General features: G+C 61.2%; 12 protein-coding genes. 8 read left to right on the top strand and 4 right to left on the bottom strand.

From position 1 onward, the window contains the following. Positions 1 to 132 precede the first annotated feature (132 nt). The 3 genes from FEM54_RS08780 to FEM54_RS08790 all read right to left on the bottom strand — a co-directional run bounded on the left by FEM54_RS08780 (position 133) and on the right by FEM54_RS08790 (position 2,159). Positions 133 to 471, bottom strand: coding sequence for a helix-turn-helix domain-containing protein (locus tag FEM54_RS08780; RefSeq protein ID WP_026013635.1), 339 nt, complete (start codon positions 469 to 471; stop codon positions 133 to 135). A 96-nt stretch (positions 472 to 567) separates the two neighbouring features. Then, positions 568 to 1,023 carry a YkvA family protein gene (locus FEM54_RS08785; RefSeq protein ID WP_138450451.1) on the bottom strand — a complete coding sequence of 152 codons (456 nt, stop codon included), beginning with the start codon at positions 1,021 to 1,023 and terminating at the stop codon, positions 568 to 570. Between the two features lie 395 nt (positions 1,024 to 1,418). Next, positions 1,419 to 2,159: a BamJ family beta-barrel-assembly machinery protein gene (locus tag FEM54_RS08790; RefSeq protein ID WP_017136377.1), complete on the bottom strand. Its 741-nt coding sequence runs from the start codon at positions 2,157 to 2,159 to the stop codon at positions 1,419 to 1,421. 258 nt (positions 2,160 to 2,417) lie between these two features. Here FEM54_RS08790 and FEM54_RS08795 point away from each other — a divergent pair, with 258 nt between their 5' ends. The 8 genes from FEM54_RS08795 to FEM54_RS08830 all read left to right on the top strand — a co-directional run bounded on the left by FEM54_RS08795 (position 2,418) and on the right by FEM54_RS08830 (position 14,065). Further along, on the top strand, positions 2,418 to 4,229 hold the full coding sequence (locus FEM54_RS08795) for a di-heme-cytochrome C peroxidase (RefSeq protein ID WP_138450453.1): 1,812 nt from the start codon (positions 2,418 to 2,420) through the stop codon (positions 4,227 to 4,229). Then, on the top strand, positions 4,226 to 5,389 hold the full coding sequence (locus FEM54_RS08800) for a catalase family protein (RefSeq protein ID WP_138450455.1): 1,164 nt from the start codon (positions 4,226 to 4,228) through the stop codon (positions 5,387 to 5,389). Before FEM54_RS08795 ends, FEM54_RS08800 begins: the two co-directional genes overlap by 4 nt. 585 nt (positions 5,390 to 5,974) lie before the next feature. Beyond that, entirely contained in the window at positions 5,975 to 6,049 is a 75-nt protein-coding gene (gene kdpF / locus FEM54_RS34595) for a K(+)-transporting ATPase subunit F (protein WP_225933057.1), read from the top strand. Positions 6,050 to 6,156: 107 nt separating this feature from the next. Further along, positions 6,157 to 7,863 carry a potassium-transporting ATPase subunit KdpA gene (gene kdpA, locus FEM54_RS08810; RefSeq protein WP_017136381.1) on the top strand — a complete coding sequence of 569 codons (1,707 nt, stop codon included), beginning with the start codon at positions 6,157 to 6,159 and terminating at the stop codon, positions 7,861 to 7,863. A gap of 10 nt (positions 7,864 to 7,873) precedes the next feature. Then, positions 7,874 to 8,521, top strand: a complete 648-nt coding sequence (gene kdpC / locus FEM54_RS08815) for a K(+)-transporting ATPase subunit C (RefSeq protein ID WP_138450457.1) — start codon at positions 7,874 to 7,876, stop codon at positions 8,519 to 8,521. A gap of 11 nt (positions 8,522 to 8,532) precedes the next feature. Continuing rightward, complete coding sequence (gene kdpB, locus FEM54_RS08820) at positions 8,533 to 10,602, top strand: potassium-transporting ATPase subunit KdpB (RefSeq protein ID WP_138450459.1); 2,070 nt, start codon at positions 8,533 to 8,535, stop codon at positions 10,600 to 10,602. Between the two features lie 122 nt (positions 10,603 to 10,724). Further along, a complete protein-coding gene (locus tag FEM54_RS08825) occupies positions 10,725 to 13,376 on the top strand; it encodes a sensor histidine kinase (protein ID WP_138450462.1) in 2,652 nt (883 codons plus the stop codon). Continuing rightward, complete coding sequence (locus tag FEM54_RS08830) at positions 13,373 to 14,065, top strand: response regulator (RefSeq protein ID WP_138450464.1); 693 nt, start codon at positions 13,373 to 13,375, stop codon at positions 14,063 to 14,065. The genes FEM54_RS08825 and FEM54_RS08830 overlap by 4 nt, the downstream gene beginning before the upstream one ends. Here FEM54_RS08830 and FEM54_RS08835 read toward each other — a convergent pair. Continuing rightward, a partial coding sequence (locus tag FEM54_RS08835; protein ID WP_138450466.1) for a LysR substrate-binding domain-containing protein occupies positions 14,025 to 14,701 on the bottom strand: 677 nt, incomplete at its 5' end. The genes FEM54_RS08830 and FEM54_RS08835 overlap by 41 nt on opposite strands.

The following is a 14,701-nucleotide window of genomic DNA, read 5'->3' on the forward strand; positions in this document are numbered from 1 at the left end:
GGGTTTGCATGGCCGGCGTGGGAAATTGCAGGCGCTCCAGCAGCGCGCGGTAGGTGAGCAAATGGCGCTGGCGGCGCGCCTGGTCCAGTTCGTTGAGTAACCCATCCCAATGTTGACGACTGATTCGTAGACTCAAGATTCATCCCTCCAACCTGCAACGCCCAATTCCCAGGCCAGGCTGCGGCGGATGGCGGCATCCGGCTGGCGTTCACCACTTTCAATCAATCCGAGGTACGAAGGGCTGATGCCCACGGTGCGGGCCAGGCTTTCAATGGCCAAGCCCTTGGCCTCACGCAGGCCGCGCAGGTCCGCGAGCGGGCGTAAAGCCTGATCGGGCGCGACCTGAGCGGTAGAAGAAGGAGTGGCGACAGGCTGTTGCTGACCGGCTGCTTTTAGTAGCGCCTGGTACTGGTCCCATGGCAGCACCGCATACTCGGGTGCGCCATCGCGTGAAATTATCTGAATATCCATGACTGCCCCGTAGGATAACAACACTTACTAAGTAAGTTCTTTCCTTAGAAGTGTAATCCTAACAGCCACAAAGGTCGCAGGGGGATATAAGCGTGTTCAGTTTTTTTGCGGGTTTTCCTGGGCCAACAGCGTAGGCGTCGCAGGCAGCCGCTCAACCACCGCGAGTTTTTCCGGGCGCTGGGCGTCGCGCCAAGCGCGAAACGCGCTCAGTTCGCCGTCCAGGGTCTTCATGACCCATGCCAGCACGGCAATGTCATCGAGCATGCCGAACACCGGGATAAAGTCCGGGATCGCGTCAATCGGGCTGAGGAAGTACATCAGCCCCGCCACTACCGAGATCAGCGCCTTGGGGCTTATGGCGCGATACTCACCGCGCCAGTAAGCCAGGCACAAGGCCTGGAGCAATTTGAGATCATCCTTGAGTTTACCCAGCCGATTGCCCTGGCTTGAGCCTTTGGCGGCCACGGCGAACAGCAGGGTCGGCAACCGGCCACGACCAAGCAAGCGTGCGGCCATGGGCAGGAAACGGGTGAAATTGAAGGGTGGTTTCATCGGTCACTCCAGTTCCAGGCGACATAAAAGGTTATCCACACAAATTGTGGATAACCTTGTGAACAGAGCCTGTTTTATCGGCTGAAAGCCGCGATTTACAAGGCTTGCAGTCAGATCGGGCGTTTTTTGCGCACATAAAAAAAACCCAAGAATTCATTGACTTGGCATTGATGTGCGGCTACCCGTGCTCGAGTCTTATATCAGACTGTGACAGTTTCCAGGGGTTCGGTCGGATTTGCGATCCTTACCACGCTCTGGGTGGGAATGCCGCCCCAAGGCACATGTGACGCAGAGCGTCACCGGATGTGTTCCCACGCAGAGCGTGGGAACAATCATGCAAACGCCAGAAACAACAACGCCCCGTAAAAACGGGGCGTTGTGTGTTCAGGTGCCGATTACTTCTTGGCAGCTGGCGCCGCAGGTGCGTCAGGGGCTTCAGCCTTGGCTGGGTCCTTGATGGCCAGCAGTTCCAGGTCGAATACCAGCACGGAGTTGGCTGGAATCGCCGGGCTCGGGCTCTGTGCGCCGTAGGCCAGGTCGGACGGGATGTACAACTCGACCTTCTCGCCCACGTGCATCAGTTGCAGGCCTTCGACCCAACCCGGGATCACGCCGCTGACCGGCAGGTCAATCGGGCTGCCGCGATCTACGGAGCTGTCAAAGGTGGTGCCGTTGGTGAGCTTGCCGGTGTAGTGAACAGTCACTACGTCGGTCGGCTTAGGCTGAGCGCCGTCGGCCTTCTTCACGATCTTGTATTGCAGACCGGAAGCGGTAGTGACTACGCCGTCTTTCTTGGCGTTGTCTTCGAGGAATTTCTTGCCGGCGGCTGCCGACTCTTCGCTCATTTTGGTCATGCGTTCTTCAGCACGCTTTTGCAGTGCGGCAAACGCTTCAACCAGTTCGTCGTCCTTCAGCTTCTGTTCTTTCTTGCCGACGGCATCTTCGATGCCTTGGGCTACCGCTTTGGAGTCCAGGTCATCCATGCCTTCTTGAGCAAGGCTTTTGCCCATGTTCAGGCCGATGCCGTAGGAAGCTTTCTGCGCCGGGGTTTTCAGCTCTACGCTGGTCTGCGAATCACAACCCGCAAGTACCAGGCTAACCAGGGCCACCGCCGCCGCCAACCGATGCTGTTTCATGCTATTTCCTTGTTCGTGCGCCAAAAGGGCATTCGAGTAAAGTCGCGAGCTTATCAGGCGGCCACGACCAATGGCTACCGGCATGTGAGCAGGAAACTTCTGATAAGTTCACGTGTTTAAAAGCATTTTCATTCATTATGGAGGCCCGCGAAGGATCGCGGGACCATTCGCAACCAGGCTGCTGGCCACTTGCCGCACCTGTGACGCAATGGCATAAGAACGCTACAACTCGACAAGGCCGAGACAAGGATAGCCATCTTGCGCATTTTTTCCCGTGTTTTACTTCTGATATTGCTCGCCCTGGGTTTGCTGCTGGGCGTGGTCTTCTATTACGCCCTCAACCCCAAGCTGCCGGACTACGTGCCCGTGGAGCAGGTGCACTATCAGCAACAATGGAGCGACGCCGATCGCCAGACCTACTACTTCACGCCCCAGGGCACCCAGGTAAAAGGCCTGCATTACGATTGGTTCACCGCCCTCGAACTGCCCTTTTCGGACCGGCGTTTTGCCACACCCGACTACCTCGCACGCTTCGGCTTTCTGGTCGATCCCAAGCAGGTGCCCAGCGCACAAAACCCCGGCAACCTGCCGGTGGGTTTCGCCCGGCACCAGAACGCCGGCAGCCAGGTGCAGTACCTGGACATCACCTGCGCCGCCTGCCACACCGGCGAGCTGCACTTCAAAAACCAGGCGCTGCGCATCGACGGCGGTTCGGCCCAGCATGTGCTGCCGTCCAGCGTACCGACCTTGCGTGGTGGCAGTTTCGGCCAGGCCTTGGTTGCCAGTCTTGCCGCCACCTATTACCTGCCCTGGAAGTTCGATCGCTTCGCCCACAACGTGCTCGGCCACGATTATGACGATCACAACAAGCAACAGCTGCGTCAGGACTTCAAGCAGTCGCTGAACCAGTTCCTTAAAGTCGCCTGGAACGACACGCACCGTGGCCTCTACCCCACCGAAGAAGGACCGGGCCGCACTGACGCCTTTGGCCGCATCGCCAATGCCAGCTTCGGCGACGCTATCTCGCCGGCTAACTACCGGGTCGCCAATGCGCCGGTGGACTACCCGCACCTGTGGGATATCTGGACCTTCGACTGGGTGCAATGGAACGGTTCGGCCCAGCAGCCCATGGCACGTAACATCGGCGAGGCCTTGGGCGTGGGTGCGACCCTGGCCTTTTTCGACGCGGCCGGCCAACCCCTCCAGGGCGATGCCCGTTACCCTTCCAGCGTGCGCGTGCGCGACCTCAACCGGATCGAAGAAACCCTGCAACGCCTCAAGCCGCCGACCTGGCCGCAAGACCTGTTCGGCGCCATCGACAAGCCCCTCGCCGCCCAAGGCCGCGCGCTGTTCGCCGAGAACTGCGCCGGTTGCCATGTGCCTGCAGTCACGCAGGAAAACGGCCGCCCGGTGCAGCAACTGAAGATGTTGCCCGTGGACTACATCGGTACCGACCCAGGCACGGCCAATAACATCGCCGACCAGCGCTATGACCTCAGCGCCCTGCAGTGGGACCCGGCGGAACTGGCCAAGCTCAATGTCGAGCTGCACCCCACGCCCACCGCACCGCTGGACCTGCACAACCTGTCGGTGGCCCAAGGCCTGGCCTACGTCACTGCCTTCGTCGAAGCACACGCCTACCGCGCCGCCGGTGTAACCCCGGCCGAACGCCCAGGCCTGAATGGTTTTGGCCTGCCCATCGGTGTGCGTGAATTGCGCGCCTACAAGGCCCGACCGCTGGCCGGCGTATGGGCCACACCACCATTACTGCACAACGGCTCGGTGCCGACGATCTATCAATTGCTCTCGCCCCAGGACGAGCGCAGCACCACCTTCTACAAAGGCACGTTCAATTACGACCCGCGTCATTTGGGCTTTGAAACGGGTGCGTTCAAAAACGCATTTTTGTTCGATACCAAAATAACCGGCAACCACAACAGCGGTCACGAATTCCGTGATGGCAAACGTGGCAATGGCGTGATCGGCCGTGGCTTGCTGCCGCAGGAACGCTGGGCGCTGCTGGAATACCTCAAAGTGCTGGGCGGCCCGCTGGAGCAACCACTGCCATGATTATCCGATCTCAATACAACCAACGTTCGCTGCTCGCACGCCTCTGGCTACGCCTGGGCGCCTTTCTCGGTAAAACCCTGCTGTGGCTGCTGGGTTTGGGGCTGCTGGGCTGGCTGTTCGCCACGGCCTGGTTCGCCTGGCAACACAGCGGCCCGGTGTCGCCGGATGAACAGATCCCGCCCGGCGAAACAGCCATGACCCAAGGCATCATCCAGACGGCAGTGCGCATCGTCGATCAGCATCGCGAAGGCACGCGCTACCTGCGTGACGCGCATGCCAAGGCCCACGGCTGCGTTAAGTCCGAAGTCAGCGTGCTGACGGACCTCGACCCGGCGCTGCGCCAAGGCGTATTCGCTGAACCTGGCAAGACCTGGCAGGCGCAGATGCGCCTGTCCAACGGCAACGCCTACCCGCAGTTCGACAGCATCCGCGATGCGCGAGGCATGGCGATCAAGCTGCTGGATGTGCCAGGCAAACAGTTGATGGCCGACCAACAAACGCGCACCGAACAAGACTTTGTGATGTTCAGCCACCCGAACTTTTTTGTCAGTGATGTGGCCGAATACGCGCAGAACATCGGCGCCCAGGCTGACGGCAAAAAGGTGTTGGCGTTCTTCCCTAAAGCCGACCCGCGCAGTTGGCAAGTGCGCCACCTGTTTATCGCCCTGGCCACCCTGGCGCCCGCTCCGGCGAGCCCGACGCAGACGACGTACTTTTCGGTTTCCCCCTACAAATTTGGCGCGGCAAATGCCAAGTTTCGTGTAGCACCCGACCCGCAGAGTTGCCCGGAATATGTGTTGCCCAAGCAGAATCAGGACCTGCCGAACTTTCTGCGCAGCGCACTGAACCAGCAACTGTCCACCGACCGTGTACCGGCGTGTTTTGTGTTGCAGATTCAGCGGCAAAATCCGCAGAAATTCATGCCGATCGAAGACACCAGCATCGAATGGAAGGAAAGTGATGCGCCCTATGAGACAGTGGCCAAGGTGCGGATTCCTGCACAGGACTTTGATACGCCCGCGTTGAATCTTGCCTGTGATAACCAGTCGTTCAACCCGTGGTTCGGGCTGGAGGCGCATCGGCCGATTGGTGGGATCAACCGGTTGCGCAAGGCGGTGTATGAGGCGGTGAGCGACTATCGGCATAGTCGGAATTTGTGAGGTTATGATCGTTCCCACGCTCCGCGTGGGAATGCCGTCTTGGACGCTCTGCGTCCGCAGTTAAGGGGCGTGACGCGGAGCGTCACAGGATGCATTCCCACGCAAAGCGTGGGAACGATCGAACAGAAAAGCCGATCACCGTAAAGAATCCGTATAAATCCGAAGTTCCCCATAACGATTACGTCGCCTCTATTGAACAACTAAGCCCTAAACTCTACCGTCACTTCCTACCTCCAAAACCCGTAGGAAGTCATCGTGGAAAGTTCAACTTTAGGCATGGTCGTCCTGTCAATGATTGCGCTCTTCGGCACCGCCGCGTTTTGCTTCGAACACCTCGCCACCCGCAGCGAGAAGAAAAAGAAAGCCAAATAAGCTGGTCAACGAAATCAGCAGAACCCCAGACTTTCAAGGGATCAGCCACCCGCGGGCTATCCCTTGTTTTCGTGTGCCCAGCCTAAAATCTTCTATATACCGTCTTAATACCGCCCGCCGTAATCAGTGCCCGAGCTTGATACAAGAGCGCCTAACCTCCCCGGCTTACTCAACAAGGGGAGTTACACCGTGCTGACACTAACGTTCATTTATGTGGCCAGCGGCTTATGCGCCGTGGGGCTGTTCGCTTACTTGGGCTACGCCCTCATTCGCGCCGAAAAGTTCTAGGGAGCCCGCCATGTACGACGTGATGTTTATGGGCCTCTCCCTGGTGTTTTTTGTTGCGACTGCCATGGCCATTGTCGCCATGGGCAAGCTTTGAACGGAGCCACGACATGCTAAGCACTTTGCTGGAATTTTCGCTGGTCCTGGGGTTGATGACCGCGCTTGCCGTGCTCATGGGCAAGTGGCTGACCCGGGTATTCACCGGGAACCGCCACGCCTTGCCGGAACGTTTTACCTACCGCCTGCTGGGCATCAACCCATTGGAAACCATGAGCTGGGGCCGCTACGGTTCAGCGCTGTTGCTGTCGAACGCGGCGATGATGCTGCTGGGCTACAGCATCCTGCGCCTGCAGGCGGTAACGCCGATCAACCCCCTGGGGTTGGCTGCGCAAACCCCGGACCTGGCGTTCAACACCGCCGTGTCCTTTATCACCAACACCAACTGGCAGGCGTATTCGGGCGAAACCAGCCTGTCGAACTTCAGCCAGATGGCGGTCATTACCTTTTTGATGTTTGTCGGTGCCACCTCCGGCGTGGTGGCGGCCGCCGGTTTTATACGTGGCTTGAGCCGCTCAAGCGCGGCCGATATCGGCAACTTCTGGGTCGACTTCACCCGCACGCTCTACCGCGTGATGCTGCCGCTGTGCGTGGGCATGGCGCTGGTGTATGTGTGGCAGGGCATGCCGCAAACCTTAGCCTCCCAAGCCCTGGCGACAACATTGGAAGGCGCGCAACAACAGCTGATCGTCGGCGCGGTTGCCAGCTTTGAATCGATCAAGCACATCGGCACCAACGGCGGCGGTTTCTTCAGCATGAACGCCGCGCACCCGTTCGAAAACCCGACGCCGCTGACCAACATCCTGCACATCCTCAGCATGCTGTTGATCCCCTCGGCGCTGACCTACACCTTTGGCAGCATGCTGTTGCAACGCCGTCAGGGCTGGGTGTTTTTCGGCACCTTCCTGGTGATGTTTATCGGCTTTCTTGCGCTGGTGTATGGCGCCGAGCAAACCGGCAACCCGTTGCTGACCCAGGCCGGCGCCAACCAGGTGCTGTCGATCGAGCAAAGCGGCGGCAACATGGAAGGCAAGGAACTGCGTTTCGGCATTGCCGACAGCAGCTTGTTTATCGCCACCACCACGGCAGCCACCACCGGCTCGGTCAATACCATGCACGACTCGCTGACGCCCATGGGCGGCTTCGTGCCCCTGGCGCAGATGATGCTCAACTGCGTGTTCGGCGGTGACGGCGTGGGCTTTATCAACCTGATCCAGTACGCGCTGCTCACGGTGTTTCTGGTGGGCATGATGATCGGCCGCAGCCCGGAATTTCTTGGCAAGAAAATCGAGGCCCGCGAGATGAAACTGGTGATGCTCTCGGTGCTCGCGCACCCGGTCAGTATCCTGGGTTTCACCGCCCTCGCCGCCCTGTGGCCAGACACCCTGGCCAGTCTCAACAACCTTGGCCCGCACGGTTTCAGCGAGGTGCTGTACGCCTACACCTCCGGCACCGCCAACAACGGTTCGGCGTTCGCCGGGCTGAATGCCAATACACCGTTTTTTAACACCACCATTGGCCTTGCGATGCTGATCGGGCGCTTCTTCACGATGCTGCCGATGCTCGCCGTGGCCGGTTCCCTGGCGATGAAAAAAACCGTGCCGGCCGGCGCAGGCACCATTCCTACCGCGACCCCGCTGTTCATGTTGCTGGTGGTGTTCGTGGTGCTGGTGGTCGGTGGCCTGACCTTCTTGCCCGCGCTCGCGCTTGGCCCGCTGGTGGAGCAACTGCAGTTGCTGTCCGGCCAGACCTACAACTAAGGACATGTTGATGACCACTCAATCGATCTTCAAAGGGCTGCTGCGCCCGGTGCTGGTGTCGGCGGTGTTTTTCATGCTGCTGACCGGGCTGGTTTACCCGGCGTTCACCACCGTGGCCGCGCAATGGCTGTTCCCGTTTCAGGCTCAAGGTTCGCTGATTGAACGCGATGGGCGGGTGATCGGCTCGGTGCTGATCGGCCAGAATTTCACCAAGCCGGAGTACTTCCAGGGCCGCCCCAGCATGACCCTCGGCGCTGATCCGCAAGACCCGAGCAAAAGCGTGCCGCAGCCCTACAACGCAGGCGCAAGCGGCGCCAGCAACCTCGGCCCTACCAGCCAAAAACTGCTCGACCAGGTGGCTGCCCGCGCCAAAGCCTATCGCCAGGATAACGGCCTGGCCGCTGACGCCCCGGTGCCGGTGGACGCAGTCACCGCCTCAGCCTCTGGCCTCGACCCGCATATCTCGGTGGCCAACGCCCGCCTGCAGTTGGCACGCGTGGCGCGCCTGCGGCACATCCCCGAACCCGAGCTGCTGCAACTGCTCAACGACCACACCGCTGCACGCACCTTCGGCCTGCTCGGCGAGCCACGGGTGAATGTGCTGCAACTCAACGTGGCGCTGGATGCGCGTCAGCCCTCTATTGCGCTCAGTGAGTAAGAGATTCCTTCATGAAAAATGCTCGTTTACCTCTGTTTGACCGGCGCATCGTGCTCACTGCCGGCGTCGATGCACTGAAGAAATTGCTGCCCCAGGCCCAGTGGAAAAACCCGGTGATGTTCGTGGTGTACCTGGGCAGCATTCTCACCACCTTGCTGTGGTTCCAGTCCCTGGGCGGCAAGGGTGAAGCGCCCAGCGGTTTTATCCTCAGCATCACCTTGTGGCTGTGGTTTACCGTGCTGTTCGCCAACTTCGCCGAAGCCCTGGCCGAAGGGCGCAGCCGTGCCCAGGCCGCGAGCCTGCGCGGCATGAAACGCCAGACCCTGGCCAAATTGCTGCAGCAACCGCGCCACGGTGCAGCGTGGCTGCCGCTGGAGGCGAGCCTGCTGCGCAAGGACAACGTAGTGTTGATCGAAGCCGGTGATCTGGTGCCGCTCGACGGCGTGGTGATTGAAGGCGTGGCGTCGGTGGATGAAAGCGCAATTACCGGCGAATCGGCGCCGGTGATCCGCGAGGCCGGTGGCGACTTTTCGTCGGTCACCGGCGGCACGCGGGTGCTGTCGGACTGGCTGGTGGTGCGCATCAGCGTCAACCCCGGCGAATCGTTCCTGGACCGCGTGATCTCGATGGTCGAATCGGCCAAGCGCCAGAAGACACCGAATGAAGTCGCGCTGACGATTCTGCTGGTGGGCCTGACCCTGTTGTTCCTGCTGGTGATCGCCACGCTGAGCCCCTACTCGATCTTCGCCGTGGCCATGAGCGGCAATGGCAGCGTGATCAGCGCCACGGTGTTGGTGGCGTTGCTGGTGTGCCTGATCCCCACCACCATCGGCGGCCTGCTCTCCGCCATCGGCGTGGCGGGCATGAGCCGCATGATGTCGGCCAATGTGATTGCCACCTCCGGCCGTGCCGTCGAGGCGGCGGGTGATGTCGACGTGTTGCTGCTGGACAAGACCGGCACCATCACCTTGGGCAATCGCCAGGCAAGCAGCTTTTTGCCGGCACCCGGCGTGAAGGAAGCTGAACTGGCTGACGCCGCGCAACTCGCCTCACTGGCAGACGAAACCCCGGAAGGCCGCAGCATTGTGGTACTGGCCAAGCAAAAATTCGACATCCGTGCGCGGGACATCAACGCCCTGGGCGCACGCTTTGTGCACTTCACCGCGCAAACCCGCATGAGCGGCGTCGACCTGGCCGACGGCCGGGCGATTCGCAAAGGCGCGGCGGATGCGATTCGCAGCCATATCGAAACCCTGGGTGGGAGTTTCCCGGCGGCATTGCAGGCCAAGGTCGATGAAGTCTCGCGGCGCGGCAGCACACCGCTGGTGGTCAGCGACGGTGCCAAGGCCTTGGGCGTGGTTGAGCTTAAGGACGTGGTGAAAGGCGGCATCAAGGAGCGCTTCGCCGAGTTGCGGCGCATGGGCATCAAGACCGTGATGATCACCGGCGACAACCGCCTGACCGCCGCTGCGATTGCGGTGGAAGCCGGTGTCGATGACTTCCTCGCCGAAGCCCGCCCGGAAGACAAGCTGCAACTGATCCGCGACTACCAGGCCCAGGGCAAGCTGGTAGCCATGACCGGCGACGGCACCAACGACGCACCTGCGCTGGCCCAGGCCGACGTGGCCGTGGCGATGAACAGCGGCACCCAGGCGGCCAAAGAGGCCGGCAACATGGTCGACCTCGACAGCAACCCGACCAAGCTGATCGAAGTGGTCGAGGTCGGCAAACAGATGCTCATGACCCGTGGCGCGCTCACCACGTTCAGCGTGGCCAATGATGTAGCCAAGTACTTCGCAATCATCCCGGCGGCGTTTGTCGCCACCTACCCACAGCTGGGCGCCTTGAACGTGATGCACCTGAGCAGCCCCAATTCGGCAATTTTGAGCGCGGTGATTTTTAACGCGCTGATCATTGTCGCGTTGATTCCGCTGGCCTTGCGCGGCGTGAAGTACCGGGCCATCGGCGCAGCGGCGTTGCTTAACCGCAACCTGTTGGTCTACGGCCTGGGCGGCGTGCTGGTGCCGTTTGCCGGGATCAAGGTGATCGACATGCTGCTGAGTGGATTGGGCTTGGTGTAACACCACAAACCCAATGTGGGAGCTGGCTTTTTGGGGGTGCTTCGCACCCCAGCGCAAGCAAGCTTGCTCGCCACAACAAGCCAGCTCCCACAGTTAATCGTGTTGTATTCAACAGGAAGAACATGCCCGCACTCAACCACGAACGCCCCGACCCCGACGCCTTGCTCGCGCGGGTACAGCTCGAAGAACAGGCCGCCTTGCGCGGCAAATTGCGTATTTACTTCGGCTCAAATGCCGGGGTGGGCAAGACCTGCGCCATGCTCGCGGCGGCGCAACGCGAAGTCGCCCTGGGCCGTGATGTGCTTGCCGGCGTAGTAGAAACCCACGGCCGCACGGAGACTGCCGAGCGGCTCGACGGCCTGGAGCAACTGCCCCGCGCTGCCTTGCTGCACCACGATTTTGCGCTCAGCGAATTCGACCTCGACGCCGCGTTGCGCAGGCAGCCCGCCGTATTGCTGGTGGACGAGTTGGCCCACAGCAACGCGCCTGGCTCGCGGCATCCCAAACGCTGGCAAGACGTTGAAGAACTGCTCAGCGCCGGTATCGATGTATGGACCACGCTCAACGTCCAGCACCTGGAAAGCCTGAATGATCTGGTCAGCGGCATCATCGGCATTCGCGTGCGCGAAACCGTACCGGACCACGTGTTTGATAACGCCCATGACGTGGTGGTGATCGACCTGCCGCCCGACGATTTGCTGCAACGCTTGAAGGACGGCAAGGTCTATCTCGGCCCGCAAGCGGAGCGCGCCGCACAGCATTTTTTCCGCAAGGGCAACCTGTTGGCCCTGCGCGAGCTGGCGCTGCGGCGCACGGCGGATCGGGTCGACGCGCAAATGCGCGTGTACCGTCGCGAACAGTCGATCAAAGCCCTGTGGCCAGCCCGCGAACGCTTGCTGGTAGGTGTGGCGGGCGACGCCGGTGATGAACGCCTGGTGCGCGAAGCTGCACGATTGGCGCAAAAGCTCGAAGCTGACTGGATCGTCGTGCATGTCGCAACGGCCCAAGGCAGCGGCGCCAAGCGTTACCTCACGGCGATGAAAACCCTGAGCCTGGCCAGCGAATTCGGCGCCGATACCGCGACGCTGCCGGGCATGGACGTGGCTGAAGCCCTGGCCGCCTGCGCCCGCGAACACAACGCCAATCGCCTGGTGCTCGGCCATCATCCGCGTCGGGCCTGGCGCTTCTGGCATCAGTCGGTCAGCGACCGGATCAGCCGACATCACCCGCAGATCGATCAGATCGTGATCGCTCACAGCGTCTTGCCCGGGCCTGCGCCGACCCTCGAAAAACCCTCGCTGCCCCCCGGCCGCGCCTTGGCCTACCTGTGGGCCACACTCGCCTGCTTCAGCGCCAGCGCCGTCGCTGCATTGCTGCTGCAAGTGTTCGACCTGGCCAACGTGGTCATGCTGTTTTTGCTCACCGTGGTGCTGGTGGCCTTGCGTTATGGGCGCGGCCCCGGTGTGTGGGCGGCGATGCTTGCGGTGCTGTGTTTCGACTTCTTTTTCGTACAGCCGCGCTACTCGTTCACCGTCAACGACACTCAGTATTTCTTCACCTTTGCGCTGATGCTCGGCATTGCCTTGATCACCGGGCAACTCACCGCCCGCCTGCGCCATGAAGCACGCACGGCGGCCGCGCGCGAACGGCGCGCTACCTCTTTGGCGCGGCTGGCTCGCGACTTGTCGGCGGCACTGACCGTAGAGCACATCAGCGAAGTCGCGCTGCGCACCTTCAGTGGCGTGTTCGAAGCACGCGTCGGCCTGGCGCTGCCGGACGCCGCCGATGGCGTGCACAGCGTGAGTGCCAGCGGCTTGCCGATTGACGAAAGCATCGCCCAATGGACTTACGACCATGGCCAAGCCGCAGGCCATGGCACCGACACCTTGTCAGCAGCCAAAGGTTGTTACTTACCGCTCAAAGCGCCGATGCGCGTGCGCGGCGTGCTGGTACTGGAACTGGCCCAGAGCGAGCGCCTGAACGACCCGCAGGAGCGCCGTCTGCTGGAAGCCTGCATGAGCCAATTGGCGATTGCGCTGGAGCGCGTGCATTTCGTCGAAGTGGCGCAAAGCACGCTGGTGCAGATGGAAGGCGAGAAGATGCGCAACACCCTGCTCGCCGCTATTTCCCACGACTTGCGCACGCCCCTGACCACCCTGATCGGCGCCGCCGACACCGCCCTGCCCCATGCCCCGCCAGGTCCGCTGACCGAATTGCTGCACGGCATCCATGAACAAGCTACATCGATGCAGCGGCTGATCGAAAACCTGCTGGACATGGCGCGCATGCAAGAGCGCGGCGTGCGCCTGAACCGGCAGTGGCATTCGCTGGAAGAAATCGTCGGCAGCGCCCTGCGCCAGTTGCGTGAGCCGTTGGCACACCACCGCGTGCAAACCCTGTTGGATTCACAGTTGCCGCTGGTGGATATCGACGCCCTGCTGATCGAGCGGGTGCTGGTCAACCTGCTGGATAACGCCGCCAAATACACGCCGGCGGGCACCCTCATTACCGTCACTGGCAGCAAAGTTTCGGACAGCATCGTGCTGGAAGTCAGCGACAACGGCCCGGGCAAGGCTCCCGCCAACCTGTTCGAACCTTTCGCACGTGGCCAGCAGGAATCTTCCGTCACGGGCATCGGCCTGGGCCTGGCGCTGGCCAAACGCATCGTTGAGGCCCATGGCGGGCATATCCACACCCACCCGCTTGAGACGTGCGGCATGCACTTCATCATCACCTTACCGGCCGGCACCCCGCCGGCCATGGAAAACCTATGAGCACTGCACGCATTTTGATTGTTGAAGACGAAGCCAATATCCGCCGCTTTGTCGGGATCGCCCTGCAAGATGAAGGCTTTCAGGTGTTCGAAGCCGACAGCGTCAAACGTGCGCTGATTCATGCCGCCAGCCGTCAACCGGACCTGGTGATCGTCGACCTCGGCTTGCCCGATGGCGATGGCAAGCAACTGATCAGTGAGTTGCGTGGTTGGCTGGCGGTGCCGATTCTGGTGTTGTCGGCGCGTGATCGCGAAGAAGAGAAAGTCGCCGCTTTGGACGCAGGGGCCGATGATTACCTGACCAAGCCGTTCGGCGTGCCCGAATTGCTCGCTCGCATCCGCGCACAACTGCGCCGGCACGGGCAGACCGGCGCCGTGGCGGCGACCAGCAAGGTGGCGTTTGGCGAAATTGAAGTCGACCTGTCGACCCACGAAGTGTGGCGCCAGAGCCAGCCGGTGCACCTCACACCCATCGAGTACCGCCTGCTCTGCGCAATGATTCGCGGCCAGAGCCGGGTGCTGACACATCGGCAGTTATTGCTCGAAGTGTGGGGGCTGGACTACATCGACCGCCCGCACTATCTGCGTGTACACATGGCGCACTTGCGGCAAAAACTGGAGGCGGATCCGGCGCAGCCGCAGCATTTTATTACCGAGTTGCAGGTGGGGTATCGGTTGATGGGGCTGTGAACAGGCGTTCAGCAACAAAGTCCACAAACACCCGGATCTTTGGCGACAGGTGCCGGCTGGAAGGCCACAGCGCCCAGAATTGGCCTTGGTCATCAGAGTGCCCGTCCAACACGGTTTCCAACTGCGCCTGGGCCAGCGCCTCACGGGCCAGGAAGTCCGGCACGTAAGCGATGCCATGGCCATCGATTGCGGCCCGAAGCATCGCTTCCATATTGTTCAACGTCAGCGCCGTGGGCAGCCGTAATTGGGTGATCGCCGGGTTGGCGGATAAGGTCCACTCCATGATTTTGCCGGTGGTGGCGAAGCGATAACGCAGGCATTGGTGGCGCTCAAGGTCACTGAGGGTTGCTGGCCGACCGTTCGCACGCAGGTACTCAGGCGATGCACACAACACAAAGCGAAATGGCCCGAGTCGGCGCGCCATCAAGGTCGAATCGGCCAGACCGCCGCTGCGGATCACCACGTCGAAGCCTTCCTCGATCACATCCACCAGGTGGTCGTTGAAATCCAGCTCCAACTCAATTTCCGGGTAGGCCCGCCTGAAGGCGACCATATGCGCAAATAGAAACCTGTAACCGATGGTGGGCAGGCTGACCCGCAACTTGCCGCGGGGGGCCTGCATGGCATGGGAGAGCA

Source organism: Pseudomonas edaphica (assembly GCF_005863185.1).
In the GTDB taxonomy this organism is placed as follows: Bacteria; Pseudomonadota; Gammaproteobacteria; order Pseudomonadales; family Pseudomonadaceae; genus Aquipseudomonas; species Aquipseudomonas edaphica.